At 38.3% G+C, this 22,147-nt stretch carries 17 protein-coding genes; 13 read left to right on the forward strand and 4 right to left on the reverse strand.

Annotated features, from left to right (window positions below; genetic code table 11):
* From HAV12_RS09710 to HAV12_RS09755, 10 genes are all read left to right on the forward strand, one after another.
* Positions 1-469, forward strand: a 469-nt coding sequence (locus HAV12_RS09710) for a FecR family protein (RefSeq protein WP_171569463.1), incomplete at its 5' end; no start/stop codon positions are given.
* A 63-nt stretch (positions 470-532) separates the two neighbouring features.
* The gene (locus HAV12_RS09715) at positions 533-3,922 is read left to right on the forward strand and encodes a SusC/RagA family TonB-linked outer membrane protein (protein ID WP_171569464.1); all 3,390 of its coding nucleotides are present in this window, start codon (positions 533-535) and stop codon (positions 3,920-3,922) included.
* A 20-nt stretch (positions 3,923-3,942) separates the two neighbouring features.
* Complete coding sequence (locus HAV12_RS09720; protein WP_171569465.1) at positions 3,943-5,481, forward strand: RagB/SusD family nutrient uptake outer membrane protein; 1,539 nt, start codon at positions 3,943-3,945, stop codon at positions 5,479-5,481.
* Between the two features lie 256 nt (positions 5,482-5,737).
* Complete coding sequence (locus HAV12_RS09725; RefSeq protein WP_171569466.1) at positions 5,738-7,564, forward strand: alkaline phosphatase; 1,827 nt, start codon at positions 5,738-5,740, stop codon at positions 7,562-7,564.
* 94 nt (positions 7,565-7,658) lie between these two features.
* Positions 7,659-9,161 (forward strand): calcineurin-like phosphoesterase family protein, encoded by a 1,503-nt coding sequence (locus tag HAV12_RS09730; RefSeq protein ID WP_171569467.1) that lies wholly within the window; start codon positions 7,659-7,661, stop codon positions 9,159-9,161.
* A gap of 332 nt (positions 9,162-9,493) precedes the next feature.
* Complete coding sequence (locus HAV12_RS09735; RefSeq protein WP_171569468.1) at positions 9,494-10,015, forward strand: RNA polymerase sigma factor; 522 nt, start codon at positions 9,494-9,496, stop codon at positions 10,013-10,015.
* 46 nt (positions 10,016-10,061) lie between these two features.
* A complete protein-coding gene (locus HAV12_RS09740; protein WP_171569469.1) occupies positions 10,062-10,268 on the forward strand; it encodes a hypothetical protein in 207 nt (68 codons plus the stop codon).
* A gap of 12 nt (positions 10,269-10,280) precedes the next feature.
* Entirely contained in the window at positions 10,281-11,120 is an 840-nt protein-coding gene (locus HAV12_RS09745) for a FecR family protein (RefSeq protein WP_171569470.1), read from the forward strand.
* A 100-nt stretch (positions 11,121-11,220) separates the two neighbouring features.
* On the forward strand, positions 11,221-13,833 hold the full coding sequence (locus tag HAV12_RS09750) for a TonB-dependent receptor domain-containing protein (protein WP_171569471.1): 2,613 nt from the start codon (positions 11,221-11,223) through the stop codon (positions 13,831-13,833).
* Positions 13,834-13,838: 5 nt separating this feature from the next.
* A complete protein-coding gene (locus HAV12_RS09755; RefSeq protein WP_171569472.1) occupies positions 13,839-14,678 on the forward strand; it encodes a DUF4249 domain-containing protein in 840 nt (279 codons plus the stop codon).
* A gap of 70 nt (positions 14,679-14,748) precedes the next feature.
* Here HAV12_RS09755 and HAV12_RS09760 read toward each other — a convergent pair whose 3' ends face one another.
* The gene (locus HAV12_RS09760) at positions 14,749-15,489 is read right to left on the reverse strand and encodes a hypothetical protein (protein WP_171569473.1); all 741 of its coding nucleotides are present in this window, start codon (positions 15,487-15,489) and stop codon (positions 14,749-14,751) included.
* Positions 15,490-15,761: 272 nt separating this feature from the next.
* Between HAV12_RS09760 and HAV12_RS09765 the strand changes: the two genes are divergently transcribed.
* Positions 15,762-16,301, forward strand: a complete 540-nt coding sequence (locus tag HAV12_RS09765) for a hydrolase (RefSeq protein ID WP_171569474.1) — start codon at positions 15,762-15,764, stop codon at positions 16,299-16,301.
* Positions 16,302-16,406: 105 nt separating this feature from the next.
* Here HAV12_RS09765 and pgl read toward each other — a convergent pair whose 3' ends face one another.
* Genes pgl through gndA form a run of 3 tightly spaced genes read right to left on the reverse strand, consistent with a single transcriptional unit; the run spans position 16,407 to position 20,067 of the window.
* Positions 16,407-17,123, reverse strand: coding sequence for a 6-phosphogluconolactonase (gene pgl / locus HAV12_RS09770; RefSeq protein ID WP_171569475.1), 717 nt, complete (start codon positions 17,121-17,123; stop codon positions 16,407-16,409).
* A gap of 1 nt (position 17,124) precedes the next feature.
* Positions 17,125-18,639 carry a glucose-6-phosphate dehydrogenase gene (gene zwf / locus HAV12_RS09775; protein ID WP_171569476.1) on the reverse strand — a complete coding sequence of 505 codons (1,515 nt, stop codon included), beginning with the start codon at positions 18,637-18,639 and terminating at the stop codon, positions 17,125-17,127.
* Between the two features lie 21 nt (positions 18,640-18,660).
* Positions 18,661-20,067, reverse strand: coding sequence for an NADP-dependent phosphogluconate dehydrogenase (gene gndA / locus HAV12_RS09780; protein WP_132037119.1), 1,407 nt, complete (start codon positions 20,065-20,067; stop codon positions 18,661-18,663).
* Between the two features lie 364 nt (positions 20,068-20,431).
* Between gndA and HAV12_RS09785 the strand changes: the two genes are divergently transcribed.
* Both HAV12_RS09785 and HAV12_RS09790 read left to right on the forward strand, forming a co-directional pair.
* Entirely contained in the window at positions 20,432-20,998 is a 567-nt protein-coding gene (locus HAV12_RS09785) for an RNA polymerase sigma factor (RefSeq protein WP_132037120.1), read from the forward strand.
* 279 nt (positions 20,999-21,277) lie between these two features.
* Positions 21,278-22,123 (forward strand): FecR family protein, encoded by an 846-nt coding sequence (locus HAV12_RS09790; RefSeq protein WP_171569477.1) that lies wholly within the window; start codon positions 21,278-21,280, stop codon positions 22,121-22,123.
* Positions 22,124-22,147: the final 24 nt, after the last annotated feature.

Genomic DNA, 22,147 nt, shown 5'->3' on the forward strand with positions numbered 1-22,147 from the left:
AAAACACCCTTTTATCATTCATACAGATAAAATGGATACAAAAGTACTGGGGACCAGTTTTAATGTACAGGCGTATCCGGGCCAGGCCACTCAGGAAGTTTCTGTTCTGACCGGAAGAGTAAATGTGAAATCAACGGTAACGGATGAGAATGTCTATGTAACGCCGGGTCAAAAAGCCGTTTTTAAATCGAAAAACAGCAGCCTGCATGCTTTCAGTAATATTCCGATGAACTCCATCTCACTTTGGAGAAAAAATATTATCGTTTTTGAAGATACTCCTTTACCGGAAGTAATCGCGACGATCAACCGCAATTATAATATTGCCATTTCTGTTGAAAATAAGAACCTGAATAATCTCAGGATAAGTGCCTACTTCAAAGAACTTCCGGCGGATCAGGTAATCGGATTGGTGTGTAATATCATCAATGCCAATTATAAAATTGAATCGGGAGTTTACAGAATTCAATAAACGCAGAACCCATATATAACAAGAAACAAAAACAAGAAAAAAAACAATCAAAACAACACCATTATGAATGAAAAACAAATGCGGTATGTCGCAAATTGTCAAAGTATTAAAAAAGGCTTTATGCCCCAATTGATCCTGTTCATTGCTTTATTTTTTATCGGATTAACGGCAAAAGCCGGAAATGTGGATATGGATAAAAGAATAACCTTAAAAGTAGAAAATGAAAATATAAAAAATATTCTTCAAAAAATTGAAAATCAGGTTGATGTGCATTTTATGTACGAAGCCAATCAGATCAATACCAATCAAAAAGCAAGTTTAAAACTGAATGATGTAACGCTGGAATACGCTCTGGATAAGATCTGCAGCAGTTTTTTTCTGAAGTATGAAATTATAAGCAACAACATCGTAATTAAGAGAAATCAGAAAATAACGGATGCCGGACAAAACAAAATTACAATCTCAGGAACTGTTTTTGGCGGTGATGACGGAATGCCGTTGCCGGGAGTGGGTATTAAAGATAAAGTTTCAAGTGCAACGGCAACGACAGATTTTGACGGAACGTTTACGATGGAAATCAATTCTTCTGAAGCTGTATTGGTTTTCTCTTATGTGGGTTATGTTACTCAGGAAATCAAAGTTACGGAGACACAGAAGAACCTGAATATCAAATTAGCTGCAGATGTAAAACAATTACAGGAAGTGGTGGTAATGGGATACGGAAGTGTCAAAAAGAATGAAGTTTTAGGCGCTGTAGGATCTGTGTCAATGAAAGAAACCTCCAGCAGAACGTATAATTCTGCTGCCGATTTGCTTCAGGGCACAGTCGCGGGTGTTACCGTTATCAATAATGGAGGTGATCCTACAGGAGAACCTACCATCAACATTCGTGGTATTGGTTCGCTAAATGCAGAAACGCCTTTAATTGTTCTGGACGGAATTATTTACAGTGGTTCACTGAATACGATTAATCCAAATGATATTGCTTCGATCAGTGTTTTGAAAGATGCGGCTTCGGCAGCCATTTACGGAGCAAGAGCTTCAGGTGGGGTAATTTTAATTACTTCTAAAAAAGGTACTTCGGAGCGTCTAAACGTAAATGTGAATTATCAGGGAGGTTTTCAGAGTGTAGCCAAAAAATTAAAAGTGCTCAATGCCGCAGAATATGCAGATGCAATGAATACGGCAAGGGATAACGCAGGATTACCAAGAATACCTGCTTTTGATCCGGCATTTGAACCTACAGCCAGAATCACTAAAACCGACTGGATGGATGAAATTTTCCAGACGGGTGAGATTCAGGATTTGTCTATTTCGGTAAACGGAAAAACCGAAAAATCGAATTTCTTTCTGTCGGGAAGTTACCGTAAAAACGAAGGAATCCTGTTAAATACAGATGCAAGCCGTTATACTGCCAGAGCCAATTCTTCTTTTAAACTGGCACCCAACTTTACAATAGGTGAAAATCTGACGTATTCCTTAACGAATGGTCAGAGCGCCAATACTTCCAGTGCTTACACAGGGGCAATTTTAGGTGCTATTTTATATCCGCCAAATGCAACGGTTTACAGAGAAGACGGTTCCGGACTTTTTGGAGGCGTTCCGGAGAAATATATAGGTTCTTATGGTGACGTAATCAATCCGGTGGCGTATCTGAAAAGACTGGATAACAGCAATCCAATTTCTACGATACTGATTAATCCTTATGCGGAATGGGAAATTATCAAAGGCTTAAAAATCAAATCCAACTGGGGCTATACCAGAATCCAGAATGATTACAAAGATTTTACGGTGAAAATTACAGAGCCGGGTAAAGTATTTGACTTTAACAGATTGACACAAACGACTTCTACCACAACCGATTTATTAGGGGAGCAGACGCTTTCTTACGATAAATCATTCGGGAAACATAATTTTAAAGCTTTGGCAGGATATACGTATCAGGATACCAAAAGAGATTTTTACAGTGTATCGGGTACAGGCTTTGATAATGAAGATCCTTCACAACGTTATTTGCTAAATGCGAAATTAATTCAGCAGTTAGGAGCAGGAATGTCAGAAGAGATTATTTCTTCTTACGTGGGAAGGTTGAATTACGATTTTAATCAAAAGTATTTGTTCTCCGGAATTGTTCGTCGTGACGGTACTTCAAAATTGACTTCGGCAAACCGTTGGAGAGTATATCCTTCTGTTTCTGCAGGATGGCTGATTTCTGAGGAAGGATTTATGAAAAACATCGCTTCAACAGTAAACAATTTAAAACTGCGTGCGAGCTGGGGAGAAATTGGAAATTTAGGAAACCTTGGGCCGTACCAGTTTAGTGTGCCGTTAAATCAGACATCCGCTTTAATCGGATCGACTCCGGTGATTAATTATGGGTATTCAGAAAGTGAATTGTCAAATCCTGCCTTAAAATGGGAAAGTTCGGAACAAACCAACTTAGGTTTAGATTTTAGCCTTTTCAATAATACACTTACGGGATCTGTCGATGTTTATAAAAAAACGAACAAAGATATGTTGGTTCGTGATCAGTTACCCGGAGTTGCAGGAACACCATTAGGACGAATCGTAAATTCCGGTGATGTAGAAAATAAAGGTCTTGAAGCAAGTCTTACGTATCAGAAAACACGTGGACAGTTTAAATTTGATGTTACCGCAAATGCAGCCTTTTTAAGTAACAAAATTGTTTCGATCAAAGATGATTTAACTTCTCTGGAGCCGCTTAATCTTAGCAGGGTTCGTAGTTTGCCTTTAGCGAATATCTATCAGGTTGGAAGCCCGGTTGGAGCCTTTTACGGATATGCAACAGACGGATTGTTTCAAAGTAATGCAGAAGCAAAAGCGTATGTAAACAGTACAGGTGTCGTGTATCAGCCTAATGCCGTTGCCGGAGACATGAAGTTTAAAGACGTAAACGGAGACGGCGTGATTAATAACAATGACAGGGTCGTATTAGGAAATCCTTTTCCAAAAACGACATTCAGTTTAAATACCAATTTCAGGTACAAAGGTTTTGATATGAATATCTTTTTAAGCGGTGCAGCCGGTAACAGTGTTTTTAATGCTGTAAAATATACCGGTCTGAATGGTTCTTTCCCGGGGTACAATTTGCTGGCAGAATCGAAAGATGCCTGGTCACCGCAGAACACCGACACTAAGATACCGGTACTTTCAGCAACAGATAACAACAATAACTTCGGAAGAATCTCTGATTTCTATATTGAAAAGGCGGATTACCTGAGATTGAAAAATGTGGCTATTGGTTATACCATTAAGGACAGCTGGTTGAACGGAAAAGCAAATCTGAGATTCTTTATTTCTGCCCAAAACCTTTTCACAATTACCAAATACTCGGGAATGGATCCTGAAGTAGGACTGAATAATTTCGGCCTGGATTTAGGTAAATATCCGCTTTCAAGAATTTACATGACCGGTATAAACGCAACTTTTTAAAAAATATTAAAACAAACAAAATGAAAAAAATAAGTATTTTATTATTGAGTTTTACCATGCTGTTAGGAACGACAGCTTGCGAAAGCGAACTTGATTTGGTACCGCAGGGAGCTCCTTCGAGTGGAAATTTCTGGAAAACACCAGCAGATGCAAAAGCAGGAGTAAATGCTGTTTATGCGTTGTATTCGGATGATAATATGTATGGACGCGGTTTTTTCTGGCTGAATAATGCCAGTGATGATATCGGAACCAAGACAAGACAAAATGCAGAACGTATCAAAAACTTCATCGTAGACGGATCAGAATCCGATACAAAGGATATCTGGAGGCTTCATTATGAAGTCATGAAACGCTGTAACGATGTGCTTCGTAATATTCCAAACATTCCGTTAGACGAAAAAACGAGAAACATGATGTTGGGCGAAGCATATTTCAACCATGCTGTAATGCATTTGGAATTAGCCTATCACTATGGCGATAATCGCGCCGGAATTCCGATTCAGGATCGAAATGACCCGACCAATGTATATGTACCGCGTACCAAAAATGTAGCCGAAAATTATGCCTACATCGCTGCCGATTTACAAAAAGCTGCCAATTTGCTGCCTTATTTTAATGAACTTACAACAGACAATTACGGACGTGCACATAAAACTGCGGCATGGGCGTATTTGGTCCGTACGTATTTGTATGCAAAAGACTGGGACAACGCGATCAAATATGCCAATATGATCGTGAACAGTGGTAAACACTCCTTGCTTCCTAATTTTGAAGATGTATTTAAAATAAAGAATAACTGGTCATCAGAATACATCTGGTCGGTAACTTCAAGTGCTGAGAATACCTCATTGGGTTCTATTTTTCCGGGAGTTTGCCTGGAAGACAAAGGCTGGGGAGTTTACAACGGCTGGGGAAATTTCTACCCGACCAAAGAATTATTTGACGCTTACGATCCTGCTGATAAAAGACGTAGTGCGACTATTTTACAAAAAGGAGATCAGTTTATGTATTTTGGTGAATTAGCCACTTTTAACATAGGCAAATATGTAGTGAGTTCAAGTAACAGAACAGGGTATCAGTTTAAAAAATATATGGAGCCGTTCGGTTACGCCAAAACGACTTCGGGAGGAATTGACATTCGTTATGTAAATGCCAACGGAGACAAACCTTCTACAGCGTTGAATGTACCGCTTTTACGTTATGCCGATGTGATCCTGATGCTGGCGGAATCTAAATTAATGAAAGGACAGAATGCAGATACAGAAATAAACATGATTCGCAATCGCGCGGGTCTGGCCAGTATTTCCGGAGCCACAATGACTGATCTGAAGAGAGAAAGACGTTGCGAGTTAGCCGGAGAATGGACAGACCGTCATTACGATTTAGTTCGCTGGGGCGATGCTCAGGCGACTTACGCAAAACCATTGCACCATTATGACGGAACAGTGATCTATCCTGCCCGTAATTTCAATCCTGCCATTCACCATGTATGGCCAATACCACCGGATGAGATTGCCGTAAGCAAAGGAGCTTTATTTCAGAATGAAGGGTGGAAATAATAGTTTTTAAGTTAGTTTGTTTTTTTTTTTTCGCTGCAGGCTTTTGAGAAGTCTGCAGTTGTAAAGAAAGAACAAAGGACTTATAAATAAACATAAACCAGTCTTTAGTAAAGGACTGGTTTGTATTTTTGAAAAATACGCAATGCAATACATTTTTATTGTAAGAATTGAAATGTATTTTTAATAATATCAATAACTTATATTCATTTTGTTAAAGTTTACCTACAACTTTTCGAAAGAATAAATCATAGTACAGATGAAAAAAATAATTGCCCTTTTTGGCCTCCATTTTTGCCTTTTCGTTCAGGCACAGGAATACAGTTCTGTTAATATTCATTCGCATAATGATTATGCAAGTCCGCTTCCTTTCTATGAAGCCTATGCCAATGAAACCGGTGTGATCGAAGCCGATGTTTTCCTGGTGAAAAACGACTTGGCTGTTGCCCATACTTCGCAGGAAATTAACCCTGCTAATTCGCTTCGAAATCTTTATCTGAACCCCCTTTTAGTCAAATTTAAAGCGCTGGGCGGCAAAGCTTACAAAAGCGACAAACCTTTAATTTTAATGATTGATATCAAGTCGGATGCAGAGGCTACTTTAAAAGTAATTGCTGAGCAGTTGAACACATATCCTGAACTCATTTCAAACAAAAACTTTAAAGTTATTATTTCCGGCAACAGGCCATCTCCGGCAAAATGGAAGGACTATCCGGCGTTTATATCTTTTGACGGAAGACTTAACGAAACCTATACGGCAGAGGAATTGTCAAGAGTAGAAATGATCAGTGAAGATCTGAAAGAACTGACGGTTTGGAACGGGAAAGGAGTATTGACCCAGCCAGACTCAGAAAAAATACAAGCCATAATTAAAAAAGTGCACGATGAAAATAAAAAAATCCGATTCTGGTCTACGCAGGATAATGTCAATACCTGGATGACTTTAATGAACCTGCATGTGGATTATATTGCTACGGATAATACTTCGGCATTAACGCAATTTATCAAAAACATTAAATCCACTTTTTATCAGAATACGGAGTTTTATGAAACCTATGTACCTAAAAACGGCGCGGTATTTCCCAAAAATAAACGTCCAAAGAATGTGATTCTTCTTATTGGTGACGGTATGGGACTCACGCAGATTTATGCGGGTTATACGGCTAATAAAGGAAGATTAAACATGTTCAATATTCCGACAGAAGGATTTTCGATTACCAAAGCTTCGGATAGTTACATCACAGATTCGGCAGCTGGAGCAACGGCTATGGCTTCCGGGCACAAAACCAATAACCGGTTTATCGGTGTTGATGAAAAAGGAAAACCATTGGAATCCATAACCCAATTACTGGCTAAGAAAAAGTATAAAACTGCTATTATTTCGTGTGGTGATATTACAGACGCTACACCGGCCGCTTTTTATGCACATCAGTCCGACAGAAGCTATAATGAAGCGATTGCTGAAGATTTTTTATCGAATCCTTCTGATATTTTAATCGGTGGAGGAAGTAATCAATTCAAATCCCGAAAAGATGGTAAAAATCTGGTGGAAGCCTTACAGCAAAAAGGTTATACTTTTTCGGATCACTTCAGCACTTTAGATACAATAAGTAATGCCCGTTTTGTGGTATTGGACAATGCTTCGGTAGTTTCCAGAAAAGACGGAAGGGGAGATTTTTTAGCGAAATCATTATCAAAAGCTACAGCTACCTTTTCCAAAACATCAAATCCGTTTTTTATAATGGCCGAAGGAGCCCAGATTGATTACGGCGGTCATAGCAATAATGTAGAATATGTTGTGCGTGAATTACTCGATTTTGACCGTTTGGTAGGACAGGCCATGGAGTTTGTAGACAAAAACCCGGAAACGTTATTGATTGTAACGGCCGACCACGAAACCGGCGGACTTTCCTTAATAGACGGCAGTACCGAAAAAGGATATGTACACGGAAGTTTCAGTACCAACGACCACACATCGGTAACGGTACCTGTTTTTGCTTACGGCCCGGGAGCCCAGAATTTTATGGGTGTGTATCAGAACAACGAGATTTACAGCAAAATAATGCAATTGTTAGCAACAAAATAACAGCTTTCAAAAAAAGACAGGAACTGCAGTTTTACAATGAAAATTATAAAACTGCGGTTTTTTAGTGATTTGTAATTTCCTTTAAAAAGCAACCATGAATAAAATAATTTTAACTTTAGTGGTATCCTTATGGGGTACGTTTATTTTTGGACAAAACAACAAAATATCAGGAGTGGTTTTTGTCGATACCAACAAAAATGATATTCCTGATAAAGATGAGGTGGTGTTGTCTAATGTTCTGGTATCTAATGGAAAAGATGTAGTAAAAACAAATTTAAAAGGGAAATACACGCTTTCAAAAATAGAAGGAAATTCCGTTTTTGTCATCAAACCTGAAAACTATATTTCAAAGCAAAACAAACAAAACAGCGTACAGTTTTATGTTCCCTTTGATAAAATAAAAGAGCTGAAAAATTATAATTTTCCGCTGCATCCTAATGCAGAAAAGAAAGATTTAAAAGTTGTTTTGTTAGGAGACACTCAGGTCGATGTTATGGACGACATTCATCATGTCGGGAAATTGGTAACGGAAGAATTAATGGATAAAGAAATTGATTTTATAGTGCCTCTCGGTGATCTTTCTTTTGATAATCTGAATATTTTTAAACCATTGTCGGAAACTTTGGGACTTATCGGAGCTCCCGTTTTTTATACGATTGGAAATCATGATCTGAATTTTAAAGAAACTGCTTTTCAGGATAGGGATAAGGGTTTCGAAAGCGTTTTTGGCCCCTCCTATTATGCCTTTGAGTACGGAAATCAATTGTTTTTGGTACTGAATAATATTTATCCCGTCAATGAAAAAGGATATACAGGCCGCCTTGATGAAACGCAAAAGGAATTCATCACCAATCTGATTGCGGCCAGAAAAGATAATTTTAAATCGATCCATTTATTCATGCACATTCCGCTCGAGGAAATGGAAGACAAAGACTGGGTGATCCAATCCTTAGCACCTTTTGAAAATGTGTTAATCAGCGCCGGACATACCCATACCCAATACCATAAGTATTTTGCAAGGGAAACGGGACAGCCCATTCATGAATTGGTGGCAGGAGCGGTTTGCGGTTCGTGGTGGGAAGGACCGCATGATCTCGATCAGATTCCTTTTGCCTTAATGTACGACGGCACTCCAAAAGGGTATTGGACTGTCGGAATTAATACCGATGGTTATACTTACGATTATAAAGTTTCCGGAGCTCCCGTCACGAAACAAATAGATATCACAGTCCCAAAAACAAACGAATGGGATACGACACTCAACATCCTGAACGATAATTTTATTTACGCCAATGTATTTGCAGCAGATGAATTTACAAAAGTGTATATCCGTTTTGATAAAGGAAACTGGATCGAAATGACAAAATACGAAGGGATTGCTCCCAGCGTTCAAAAGCAGTATTACCTGCAAAGTCAGGGAAGATATGACAGTATGAAAATATCCAAATTTCCAAAACCGGAAACCATCAGCACGCATTTATGGAGGATCGAAAAACCTGCTAATTTGCCGGCAGGTGCACATGGTGTACAAGTTAAGGCTTTAGGTGAAACAATCAGGCTGGAAGCCCACGCGAATGCGGTATTGTGGACAAAATAAATAAAAATAGGTTTCTTGTATTTGTAATACACTTGTGTCAAAACAGTTTAAGAAATTATTTCCTTATTTTTTGCCAATTCTTTCTTTTTAGTCTGTAACATATTTTTAAATTTTGCTACTAATCAAAAGTGTTTCAATAGCTGTAATTGCTATAATTTTATCGCAGCATACTTAAAATATAGAATTAAATTACTGTTCTTTGCACTTTAATACAATATTGAAGTGGACATAGTGATTCAAAAAATTCCTTGTTTTAAATTTCGCAGTTTTGAATTTTAAAATACAATAATATTGAATACATTAAGTTTTAGAGTAGTCATCGTATTTAAGTTATGGACAATAGAAAGTTTATCTTACGTTTAAAAAAAGGTAATGAAGAAGCCTTCAAAGAGGTCTATCTCAATTACTATGATAAACTGATCCACATTGCCAGACGCTTTGATTTTTCGGTTCTTACCCCACAGGATTTTGTTCAGGAAACCTTTTTAAGACTCTACGACAAAAGGGAATTACTTCATGAAGACGTTTTATTGGATAAACAATTGTTTACCATCTGCCGGAATATTATCATCAATCACGTTAACAGGGAAAATAAAATCATTCAGCTTGATCCTTCAAAGGCTGAAATGGCAGACGAAGAAACTGATACAGGTGACTTTGAAGAAAGAAAAGAAAAATTATACAGTTTCATCAATCTGCTTCCCGAGCAGCAGCAAAAAATATTTACCTTACACAAACTGGAAAACCTTAGCTATAAGGAGATTGCAGCAATTACGGATCTTTCTGAGAAGACCATTGCCAATCATATTTATCTTGCCAGTAAATTTATTCGAAAAAAAATCGAAAACCATTAGGAACTTTTCCATTCTCGTTTGTTATCTATAAAAACAAACCATAGAAATGGATATAGAGGTTTACAAAACGGATGTCAAAACAAAAGAAGAGGCAAGTTATCTTGTAAAGCTCCTGCAATTTGTTATTTCTGATTGTATCATGAATTTTGATACAGAAGGTTATCATATTCTTAAAATTGAGACCAACAGAGAGATCAAGGAAATGGTCTGTGGTGTTTTTAATAAGCAAGGATTTCAATGTCAAAAACTATAACGCCCCAAAAATATGGACGAGAATAAACTGGATGAGGAATTAAAAAAATTATGGGAGGAAAAACCCATGATACATTCTGATCATACAAAAGAAGATTCCTGGGAAGAATTTCGTTCCCGGGCCTTTTCTTCCAAGAAGAAAAACGTTGTATGGCGCAGGTATGCGGCTGCAGCTGCTGTAATTGTAATGCTGGCCGGTACCGGACTCTATCTGACAAAGGAGCCGCTGAAAACAGAGAGTTTAATCGCAGGAAATGTGATCGAAAATACGACTTCGAAAGTAAAAACGATATTCTTGCCCGATAGTTCCAGGGTCGAATTAAGTCCGGCTTCCAAAATTGAATATACAGCTGATTTCTCTGTCAACAGAAAGATTGCATTAGAAGGGGAAGCTTATTTTAAAGTAAAAAAAGACAAGAAACATCCCTTTCAGGTTTTTTGCAAAGAGACGACTACAACAGTTCTGGGAACTTCTTTCATCGTAAAAGAATACAATCAAAAAGGAGTAGTAGTGGAATTGTATGAAGGCAGCGTTCAGATGAATGTAAAAGGGCAGGAGAAAAACTGGATACTGAAACCGGGTGAAAAATTCACGTATGGAGAGGGTGCAGTTACAGTGGCTGATTTCGAAAGATTTATGGATTTTGACAACGAAAAACTCAATGCTGTTACAGCTTATGTAGAAAGCAATTACGGCTATCAACTAATCCTTCCCGAGACTTATCATGACAAGCGAATCACATTGCGAATCAACAAAAAAGAAGACCTGAAAACAATTGTTCAATTAATATCAGAAATGTATAACCTAAACTTTGAAGTAAATGAAGCATTAAAACAGATTACTTTTCAGTAGAAAAGAAAAGGATGCACTAGCCGCGAAACTACACATCCTCCTCATAGTCAGGAAAGCATAGCGCTTTCCCATTTAATAATATTCAAAAATACAAAATTTCATGAAGCATATAATTTCAGCATGCTTTTTTTTACTCAGTTTTAGTATGTTTTCCCAAAAGGTAACCGTAACTGTAGATCAAACGGTGACCTTAAAAGAAGTATTCAGGCAAATTGAGAATCAGTCCGACTTTAAATTTGCCTTTACCGATCAGATCGATGCAAGCCAAAAATATTTTAAAGAAAACAAGACCTTTAAGCAAATCGAAGTAGAGAAACTGATCGGAGAGCTGAACAAAATTTCGTCTGTTCAATTTTCAATTGTAGGTAATAATATTTTTGTCAAACAAAAAGTAACAAAAGCCGCTAAAAAAAAAAATAAGGTGACCGGTCAGGTTTTTGATGACAGTAAGCAGCCCGTTATTGGTGCTAATGTTTTTATCAAGGAACTTTCTGTCGGGGCAACAACCGATGCGGATGGTAAGTTCTCAGTAGAAGTGGATAAAGGGAATTATACGGTTCAGATTAGTTATCTGGGTTTGAAAAATAAGGAAAAACAAATTACGGTTGCTGACGATGCCAGGATCAATTTTTACATGGATTCAGACAGTCAGGAACTGGAACAGGTAATTATCACCAATAGTAAGGCTGTTGATATCAGAAATACCCAGATGAGTGTCAACAAACTTTCTATGGAGGAAATCAAAAGGATTCCGGTAGCTATGGGGGAGCCGGATCCTTTAAAGTCACTATTAACATTGCCGGGTGTTACCAATGCAGGAGAAGCCTCTTCCGGTTTTAATGTTCGTGGAGGAGCAGCCGATCAGAATCTGATTCTTTTAGATGGTGCTCCGGTATATGGCGACTCTCATATGTTTGGATTTTTCTCGATTTTTAATGCAGATGTTGTACATGGTTTGGATTTGTATAAAGGCGGTATTCCTTCTAAATTTGGAGGACGTGTTTCTTCTGTTCTGGATGTAACCCAGCAAACCGGGGATTTTGAAAACTACAAAGTAAACGGAGGTATTGGTTTGATTTCTAGTCGATTATTGGTACAGGGACCAATCCAGAAAGAGAAAGGATCTTTTATTATTGCAGGACGTGCTTCTTATGCCCATCTATTTTTAAAGCTGGCAGATAATAAAAATTCTGCTATGTTTTATGATTTGAATGCGAAACTGAATTACCGTTTAGGTGCCAATAACACCATTGCTATTTCGGGGTATTTCGGAAACGATGTTTTCGATATCAACGATCGTTTTTCCAGCACGTACGGAAACACAATGGGAATCGTAAGCTGGAAACATAAATTTTCGGATCAGGTCAACACCAATTTGTCCGTTTTCTACAGTGATTATAAATTTAATCTTGGTATACAGACCGAAAACTTTGAGTGGAACAACAAAATTACAAGTTACGGACTTAAGTACGCCTGGAATTATTCGGTTTCAGAAAAGTTAAAACTAAACTACGGAATTGATGGTCAGTATTATAATTTTAATCCCGGTACCGTACAGCCTACAAGTTCTGATTCGCAGTTTAATTACAAGCAGCTCGATAAAAAATATGCCTTAGAATCTTCTGCCTATCTGGATTTCGAGCATCAGATTACGAAGAAACTGAATCTTCGCTACGGACTTCGTTACAGTATGTTTTATCGTTTAGGGGATGAAAATATTAATACGTACGAAAACGGAAATGCCGTAGTCTATAACCCGTTATACCATATTTACCAGGAAGGAACTCCAACCGGAAGTGTAGCTTATGGAAAGGGAAAAACAATCAGCAAATTTAATAACCTGGAACCAAGAGTGGCATTATCGTACGCTTTTAATGATGATAATTCGGTAAAGGCCAGTTATAACAGAATGGCGCAGTACATTCATATGTTGTCGAATACCCAGTCTCCGCTGCCAACGACAATCTGGACGCCAAGCGGCCCTTTTACAAAACCACAGCTGCTGGATCAGTATGCTGCGGGATATTTTAGAAATTTTAAGGATGGTGATTATTCTTTTGAAGGAGAATTATTTTATAAGAAAATCCAAAACCGTATCGACTATATTGACGGGGCAGATATACTGGCAAACAATGATATAGAACAGGTGATTTTAAATGGTAAAGCCAGATCGTACGGTATGGAATTATTGTTTAGAAAAAACACCGGAAATTTTACAGGATGGGTTTCCTACACCTTATCGAGGGCAGAACAAAAAACGCCCGGAAGAACAGCAGAAGAACCCGGAATAGCAAATGGTGACTGGTATTTGTCAGGATATGATAAGCTGCATAATCTGAGCATTGTAGGAAGTTATGAATATAATCCAAAATGGTCTTTTAATGCTAACTTTTCCCTGCAGTCCGGTCAGCCGGTAACTTACGCCAATGAGTATTATGAATTTGGAGGGATCAATATTCCGAATTATTCCCTTAGAAATGAAAACAGACTGCCGCTCTTTCATCACTTAGACCTTGCAGCAACTTACACGCCTAAACCCGATAAAAAGAAAGGATGGCAGAGCTATTGGGTGTTTAGCATCTATAATGTATACAACAGAAAAAATGCCGCTTCCATGACATTTGCTACAAATGAAGATACAGGAGCCAATGAGACCAGAAGACTGTCAATTTTTGGGATAGTACCTGGTATTTCCTATAATTTTAAATTTTAATGAACATGCAAAGGATTCAAAACGATACTTTTAAAAGTAAAGCACTTACTTTATTCAGCCTTCTTTTTATGCTGTTTTTTTCATCTTGTGAAGATGTAGTAACACTTGATTTAGAAAGTGGTGCACCCAAAATAGTAATAGATGCCGAGATCATCTGGAAAAAAGGAACAACGGGTAGTGAGCAGGTCATTAAAATCAGTAAAACGGCTCCGTACTATAATACTACTACGCCAAAAGTTTCCGGAGCACAGGTAAGAGTTGAAAATAGCGCTGGTACTGTTTTTACTTTTAACGAAACCGAACCCGGTTCTTATGTCTGTACTAATTTTGTTCCGGTTCTCAATACAGATTATACCCTTTTTGTAACCGCAGAAGGACAGAGTTTTAAAGCCGTCGAAAAACTGACTTCGGTGACGCCAATTGATAAAGTAGAGCAAAAGATGGTTCCGGATTTTGGAGGAGAAGATGTAATTGAACTGACTTTTTATTATAAAGATCCTGCTGATCAGGTCAATTTTTATCTTACGGATTATAAAAGTGCATTCCTCCTTTACCCGGAGTATGAACTAAGCGATGATGATTTATTTAATGGAAATGAAATAAGCACAAGATTCTCAGATGAAGATATGAAGCCCGGAAACACCGTTGAGATTATGCATCGCGGCATTTCTAAAAACTTTTATAATTATATGAATTTACTTTTAGAAGGGTATGGCGGAAACCCTTTCTCTATTCCTCCCGGAAATGTCAGAGGTAATATTGTCAATACCACTGATGCCAATAATTTTGCTTTCGGCTATTTCCGACTTTGTGAAGCAGATGCGGTTTCGTATGTAGTGAAATAAAATTTTTAATTGAAGGTTGATTTGTGATAACATCTGGCATACAATACGTAGGTCAGATGTTTTTTTAGGTTTATTTCAGAGCGTCTTTCAGATCGTGATACCCTTTTTCTAAATAATGTTCACAGTCCGGCCATAAAGTTTGTCCCTTGGTAATCCAGGATAATCCGAAAGCTTCTATGGCTACAGCTTCGAGAATAAATACCACCGGAACATTTTTTAAAAATGAGGGCTTTAAAAAAAAATACACGCCAAGCAGTACAATGCAGGCAATAATAACCCAGCCGCAAATAATGTAGATCAAATTTCGTTTCTTTTTTTGAGGGGTAACCACCTGTTGGTCGTCTTTTAACTTTGGAAAATAGACTAATGATATGATCGCCAGAGCAATAAAAAATAAAGCGGCGAAGATAAAATGCCTTTCAATTCCAAAAACAATCGGAACAGCTTCATTGGCAACATGTATAGTAGTAGAGCGGGCGCTGGTGGTCGCTGTTGGACTAAAGGCAATACCAATACCGCAAAGGGCAGCAAGGGTCGTTAATCCTTTTTCTATACTATTGTATCCATTATACGTAAATAGAAATACGCCCAGTACACTCAACAATACAACCAGTACATCTCCATTGCTGGTGTAATAATAATCGCTGATGGAAGGTTCGATGAGTTTTTCGCCGCTTGCCGTTTTGGTTGTCAAAACTAAAATAAGAGGAAGCAGTATTCCCGAAAAACCAATTAAATTTCTCATGGTCAGATAAGACAGCACCAGTTCATTTTCTGCTTCTTTTTGTTTGTCTGATTTTTTATGTGGCATTTTTTAAGATTTAGGGGGTTCTCAATTTCAGCTGACAAACCATAAATTTAGTATTGCTAAGATAATTTTTTGGGAAGAAAAAACTTCAAACATTGGCGAAAAATAATCTGAATATATTGGATTTAACACTGTAACCGGTTTAAAATTATTAATCAGATTACGGCAAATCCTACAGCTGAATTAGTAACTTTACGGGACGTATTATAAAGTGAAATGGAGTTGAAAATATTTCTATACTCCGGATTTGCAGCTTTAATAAAAAATAAATACCTATGCTGGTACAGGAAAACACAGGATTGATTCTAATTGATGTTCAGGGCAAATTGGCGCGTATCGTAAATGAAAGCGACAAATTAATTTCCAATCTTGAGAAAATTATTCGTGGGGGTCAAATACTGGAATTGCCCATAATCTGGATCGAACAAAATCCGCAGGGACTTGGAGCTACAATCCCCGAATTAGCAGGACTGTTAAAAAATCAACAGCCCTTCGAGAAGTATTCTTTCAATGCGATGGAGAATGAAAGCTTTAAAAAGGCAATCATCGATTCAGGCAGAACGCAATGGCTTGTTTGCGGAATTGAAGCCCATATTTGTGTCTACCAGACGGTCTTAGGATTGTTATCGCATAATTTTGAAGTTGAAATTGTAACCGATTGCGTTTCTTCGCGTGCAAAAGAAAATATTGATCTGGCCTTGAAAAAATTACAGCATAAAGGCGCTGATATAACGACTGTTGAAATGTGTCTTTATGAGCTTGTTAAAAGTTCGAAAAGTGAAGTCTTCAAAGAAATTCTAAACTTAATCAAATAAAAAAATCAACGTAAAATCAAAAACGAGTTAAATAAGCCTGATCGGGATATTTAACTCGTTTTTTATAAGGTAAACTTTTCTGATTTTGAGATCAGAACAAGTTTGTTACGCTTTACCTGCAGCGCTTTTATCTACAAGAAACAGCAATTCTCCTGAAACAGGTTTTATCAACTGCATCGGATAAGTAGCGGGATTGTAATCTCCGTGCAATACTTCCTTCAGGGCAGGTGCTTTCTTTTCACCAAAAGCGACTACGACAATCTTCTCTGCTTTGTTAATCAAAGGAGCAGTCAAAGTGATACGGTGCATGTTCTGGGATTCAAGACGATAGGCGGCTACCCATTTTTCTTTTTCGTTTAAAACGGCTTCTCCCGGAAAAAGGGAGGCCGTATGGCCATCATCTCCCATTCCCAGTAAAATAAGGTCAAATTTTCCGTCCGGTCCCAAAATATTTCTCACGGATTGTTCGTATTTCACTGCATAATCTTCAGCTGAAATACCATCTTCATACATGGTAAAAATATTTTTTTCAGGAATCGAAACATGGCTTAGAAGCGCTTCGAAAGACATTTTTGCATTACTCAGGTTATCGTCAAGCGGAACCCAGCGTTCATCACCCCAAAAAATATAAACTTTACTCCAGTCAATTTTGGTTTTATATTCAGTTGAAGCCAATAGGCGGTAAATACCCGCAGGCGATGAACCTCCGGTAAGTACAGCTGAAAATTGTCCTTTCTCCGTTATGGCTTTTTGGGCGGCTGTTACAAAAATGTCTGCTGCTGTACTATTAATAGCTTCTATAGTATCAAATATCTGTATCATTTTAAACTTTTTCGTTTTCAGTTGGTGTATTAGGAACCCACGCATGTCCTTGTCTTGCCAATAATTCATCTGCGGCTTCAGGTCCCCAGCTTCCGGCTTTGTAATTCGGAAAATTGGCGGGGGCATTATTTTTCCAGAATTCCTGAATCGTATCAATGGCATCCCAGGCCTGTTCTACCTGATCCCAACGCATAAACAGGGTAGGATCTCCCACCAAAGCATCAGAAAGCAGTGTTTCATAAGCCTCCGGTGACATCGTAGAACAATGAAAATAATCAAATACCATTTCTGCAGGTCGCAAGGAAAGCGACAGACCCGGTTTTTTGGTCATAAATTGCAGCTTGATATCCATTGCCGGCTGAATATTGATAATAAGTCGGTTGGGTGTCATTCCTTCATTGCCATACGAAAAGGAGGAGTGTGGTACCGGTTTAAACTGAATGATAATAGAAGACTGTTTTTCCTGCATTCTTTTTCCGGAACGCAGATAAAACGGAACACCCTGCCATCTCCAGTTGTCCAGGTATATTTTCATGGCCACATAAGTTTCCGTATTGGAGTCCGGTGCAATTCCTTTGTCCTGACGATATCCCGCTACAGGGTTGCCTTTTATAAAACCGGCATCGTATTGCCCTCGTACGGTATAATGATCTACTTCTTCCGGTTTGATGCGGCGAATAGAGCGCAGTACGTCTGCTTTACGGTTTCGGATATCATCCGCTCCCAGTGAAGCCGGTGCCTCCATAGCCGTCATGCATAAAATCTGAAGGAGGTGGTTTTGTATCATATCCTTCAAAGCGCCGACTCCTTCATAAAATCCGCCGCGTTCTTCAACCCCCACTTCTTCGGCCACCGTAATCTGGACAAAATCAATGAAATTGCGGTTCCATAAAGGCTCAAACATCGAATTGCCAAAACGGAAAGCCAGTATATTCTGAACGGTTTCTTTGCCTAAATAATGATCGATGCGGTAAATCTGTTCTTCCTTAAAGGTTTGTGAAAGCATTTCATTGAGTTCAATTGCTGAAGCCTTATCGTAACCAAAAGGTTTTTCAATAATAATCCGGTCTTGCCCGACATTAGGCGTAAGCCCTATTTTTTTAATATAAACTGAAATAGTAGTGATGAAGGAAGGTGCAATTGACAGGTAAAAAAGTCGATTGGCACGAATCCCGAAAGTCTGATCAATACTGGTTAATTTTGAATTTAATTCATGATAAGATTCTTCTTTGTCAATATCATGCCTTAAATACGTTATACGGGAGATGAAGTCCTTAGTTGCTTCATTGGTGACATCTGATTTTCTTGAAAACGTTTTTAAATTTTCAAGGACGTAATCGCGAAATTCAGCATCACTTTTTTCAGCCCTTCCAAGTGCTATGATCTGAAACTTTTCCGGCATTCGGCAATCCAGAAACAAATTTTGAAAGGCAGGAAAGAGCTTTCTTTTTGCCAGGTCACCCGAAGCTCCAAAAATCACGATAATAGTTGGGTTGATATTTTTTACAGTACTCATTTTTGCGTCGCTTAAAGGTTCTTAATCATTCCATTCCGTATGAAAGACACCAGGGGCATCAATACGTTCGTAGGTATGCGCTCCAAAATAGTCACGCTGCGCCTGAATTAGGTTGGTAGGAAGATTTTCAGACCGGTAAGCATCAAAATAAGCCAGAGAATTCATAAGTCCTGCAACCGGTAATCCTTTCTGTACGGCAAACTGAATCACGGTTCTGATTCCGTTCTGACTCTCATTAAGTTTTGCGGCAATATCGGCATCTAAAAGGATGTTCGGTAAGTTGGCATCTGTGGCAAATGCTTTTCTGAAGTCTTCCAGCACATTTGCACGAATGATACAGCCTCCACGCCATATTTTGGTAACAGTCTCCAGATTCAATTCGTAATTATATTCCTTAGAAGCAGTTCTCAGCTGAGCCAGTCCCTGCGCATAAGTAATCAGAATAGCAAAATATAAGGTTGATTTTAGTGAAGCAATGGCTTCTGCAGCATTTACAGCCGCCGGATCGTTATTCCAGATCAGTTTCGTGGCTGCTTCAATTCTTTCGGGTTTGCTTTTAGACATATCGCGCATGACTACGGCAGCATCGATGGTCGGAACCGGAACCTGCAGGTCCATAGCATTCTGGGAAGTCCATTTGCCTGTTCCTTTCGATTTGGCCCAGTCTGATATTTGGTTGATAAGTCTCAGGCCGTTTTCGTCTTTTTGTTTCAGGATATGGCCTGTTATTTCAATCAGGTAGGATTTAAGATCAGTCTCGTTCCATTCTTCAAAAGCTTTCTGAATGGTATCTTCATCGAGATTATAACCACGTTTCATGAGGTCATAGATTTCAGAAATGAGCTGCATAATTCCGTATTCGATTCCGTTGTGAACCATTTTAACGTAGTTTCCGGCGGATCCGTTTCCTAAGTATTCCACACAAGGTTCTCCTTCAACTTTTGCTGCTATCGCTTCAAAAATAGGGCGAAGTCTTTCGTAGGCTTTTTTATCTCCTCCTGGCATCATGCTCGGGCCGAATCGGGCTCCTTTTTCGCCTCCGGAAATTCCCATACCAAAGAAGTGGATTCCTTTAGCCGATAATTCGACAAATCTTCTGTCGGTATCGGTAAAATACGTATTACCGCCATCAATGATAATATCTCCTTCGTCAAGATGTGGAAGCAGGCTTTGAATGGCGCTGTCGACAGGTTTTCCGGCAGGTACCAATAGCATGATCGCTCTTGGACGCTGAATTAATCCGACAAAATGTTTAACGTCTGTTGTTGCTTCGAGTGTATGTTCCGCATCGGCTTCCTTTTGAAGAGAGTTGACCTTTTCGGGATCTAAATCTAATCCTGCTGCGGCAAATTTTTGGCTGGCAATGTTTAAAAGTAAGTTACGGCCCATTACGCCGAGACCGACAATGCCAAAATCAAATGTGTTCATAGTTTTTCAAATTAACTAAATTATTAGTGTGCTGTTGTTCACAATACTGCAAGAAAATACGCTGTATTGCTTATGTCGTGCTAAATTAGACAAAAAGGTTGGAATATTAAACAATTAAGCCCAGCCTTTAAATCTTTGCCAAATAAACGGGACATACGAACAAAATTAAAGGAAAAGTCGCATAAAAGGGATCTCTTTCCGAAGTGCCTTTTTCAGAGGACGGGTAAATTATTTTTGTGTTATAAAATCACTTCAGGTTGTAGATCAAATATTAATAAATCATTAAATGACGAAGCGCGTAAAATAACGGATGTTAGTTTAAGATAATTTTGTAAGGATTGTTTACCTCTTTTAAAACTGCATTATGAATACTATTTTGATCACCAGATTGCGCGACGGAGATGATTCTTCTTTTAAGGAAATCTATGAGCTATATCATTTCAAAGTATTTTGTTTTGTCAAAAAATATACGGCCCAGCTTGCAGATGCCGAAGATATCACCCAAAATGTCTTTATTCACCTCTGGAAGTACCGCACTAAAATTGAACCGGGAATAGCGCTGGATGCCGTTTTGTTTAAGAGCAGTAAACAGGAAATTTCAAAATGGTATAAAAAGCAAAATAAAGTTCTCTCGGTCGAATACGTTCAATTGATAAAAGAGCTGGATAGTGCTGATGAAGTGGACGAGAACATTTCGCTCAAGCTGGAAAAATTAGAAATGCTCTTGCAGCAAATCCCTGAAAAAAGGAGAAAAATTTTTACGCTGCATAAGTTTGAAGAAATGAGTTATAAGGAAATTGCACTGGAAATGGGCATGTCTCAAAGTGCTGTTGCCAACCAGATTTCCAAAACACTGCAATACCTTAAAAAGAATTCCGTAAAAAGCTATGAACTGTATTGGTTTGCCCTGGTATTCATCAATCACTACTAGGCGCTTATTTTTCATTTCAGCTTTATATTTTATTCCTGCAGGGGGCATCAGACAATGGTCAGGATCAGAACTCCTATGTAAATTAAATGTAACTTATTTTTTAGCTGTTTTTGATAACTAACTGTTTGTTAGTGTTTTGTTGTTGCCTGTTTTTTTAGAGCATTAACAAAAGGTTAAGTGTCGCATACCCCCGTGATTTTTTGAAGCAGAATAATCTAATGTACATAAACAGGAGATATTCGCGATTTTTCCTGGTACAATTAATTTTACTGATACATAATGAAATCGAACAGACTACGTGAAGAATGGGATGAGTTGCCGCAAAAAGGAATATTTTCTGATGAAATAAAATTCAGGATGTGGAATACTATTCAAAATGCCACAATTAAAAAACGCAAACGTATTTATCAAAAAGCAATTGCGGCCTGTATTATTCTTTTTATTTCTATTGCAGGATATCAGTCTTTTTCTGCCTTAGATTTTGTTACAACTCCTAAAGTGGTCACTCACACCTTTCCTCAGGATATCCGATTATTGCGTTTATCTGACGGAACAAAAGTATGGGTGAATGAAAATACCCAAATTGAGTATCCGGAACATTTTGCAGCCAACGAACGAATTGTAAAATTAAAAGGAGAAGCTTTTTTTGAAGTGGCACGAGATACCACGAGGCCTTTTATCATTAGTTCCGGTGACATCAAAACGACCGTTTTGGGTACTTCTTTTGATGTGAAAGCGTACGGAAAAATAGCGGAAGTAAATGTACGTACAGGTAAAGTAAAAGTAGAAAGCTCCCAAAATACTGTTTTTTTAGAAAGAGGAGATGCAGCCCTGCTTAGTCCCGAAAATAAGACCCTCAAAAAGCATAAAATAACTATTCTGGAACCGGAATGGAAAAAAGCACTCCTCGATGTTGACGGATTAAGTCTGGTAACCGTTATCCAAAAACTGCAGGCAGATCATAATTTCACTCTGAAATACGCCAGTGAAGATTTAAAATTATTGCAGATAAAAGGAACCCTGGATACCAGACAGGGAATCCCGGAAATAATACAAACCATTGCTTTCGCTTTAGAAGTAACGATAAAACCTATTGGTGACAATACTTATATGGTCAGCAAATAGAGATGCAATTTCCTGACAAGACAA

The organism is Flavobacterium sp. CLA17, from assembly GCF_013112255.2.
Lineage (GTDB): Bacteria > Bacteroidota > Bacteroidia > Flavobacteriales > Flavobacteriaceae > Flavobacterium > Flavobacterium circumlabens.

Excerpts from the sequence above, each read along its gene's own strand:
- HAV12_RS09715 (WP_171569464.1), top strand. The coding sequence starts at position 533 with ATGAATGAAAAACAAATGCGGTATGTCGCAAATTGTCAAAGTATTAAA.
- HAV12_RS09720 (WP_171569465.1), top strand. The coding sequence starts at position 3,943 with ATGAAAAAAATAAGTATTTTATTATTGAGTTTTACCATGCTGTTAGGA.
- HAV12_RS09725 (WP_171569466.1), top strand. The coding sequence starts at position 5,738 with ATGAAAAAAATAATTGCCCTTTTTGGCCTCCATTTTTGCCTTTTCGTT.
- HAV12_RS09730 (WP_171569467.1), top strand. The coding sequence starts at position 7,659 with ATGAATAAAATAATTTTAACTTTAGTGGTATCCTTATGGGGTACGTTT.
- HAV12_RS09735 (WP_171569468.1), top strand. The coding sequence starts at position 9,494 with ATGGACAATAGAAAGTTTATCTTACGTTTAAAAAAAGGTAATGAAGAA.
- HAV12_RS09740 (WP_171569469.1), top strand. The coding sequence starts at position 10,062 with ATGGATATAGAGGTTTACAAAACGGATGTCAAAACAAAAGAAGAGGCA.
- HAV12_RS09745 (WP_171569470.1), top strand. The coding sequence starts at position 10,281 with ATGGACGAGAATAAACTGGATGAGGAATTAAAAAAATTATGGGAGGAA.
- HAV12_RS09750 (WP_171569471.1), top strand. The coding sequence starts at position 11,221 with ATGAAGCATATAATTTCAGCATGCTTTTTTTTACTCAGTTTTAGTATG.
- HAV12_RS09755 (WP_171569472.1), top strand. The coding sequence starts at position 13,839 with ATGCAAAGGATTCAAAACGATACTTTTAAAAGTAAAGCACTTACTTTA.
- HAV12_RS09760 (WP_171569473.1), bottom strand. The coding sequence starts at position 15,489 with ATGCCACATAAAAAATCAGACAAACAAAAAGAAGCAGAAAATGAACTG.
- HAV12_RS09765 (WP_171569474.1), top strand. The coding sequence starts at position 15,762 with ATGCTGGTACAGGAAAACACAGGATTGATTCTAATTGATGTTCAGGGC.
- pgl (WP_171569475.1), bottom strand. The coding sequence starts at position 17,123 with ATGATACAGATATTTGATACTATAGAAGCTATTAATAGTACAGCAGCA.
- zwf (WP_171569476.1), bottom strand. The coding sequence starts at position 18,639 with ATGAGTACTGTAAAAAATATCAACCCAACTATTATCGTGATTTTTGGA.
- gndA (WP_132037119.1), bottom strand. The coding sequence starts at position 20,067 with ATGAACACATTTGATTTTGGCATTGTCGGTCTCGGCGTAATGGGCCGT.
- HAV12_RS09785 (WP_132037120.1), top strand. The coding sequence starts at position 20,432 with ATGAATACTATTTTGATCACCAGATTGCGCGACGGAGATGATTCTTCT.
- HAV12_RS09790 (WP_171569477.1), top strand. The coding sequence starts at position 21,278 with ATGAAATCGAACAGACTACGTGAAGAATGGGATGAGTTGCCGCAAAAA.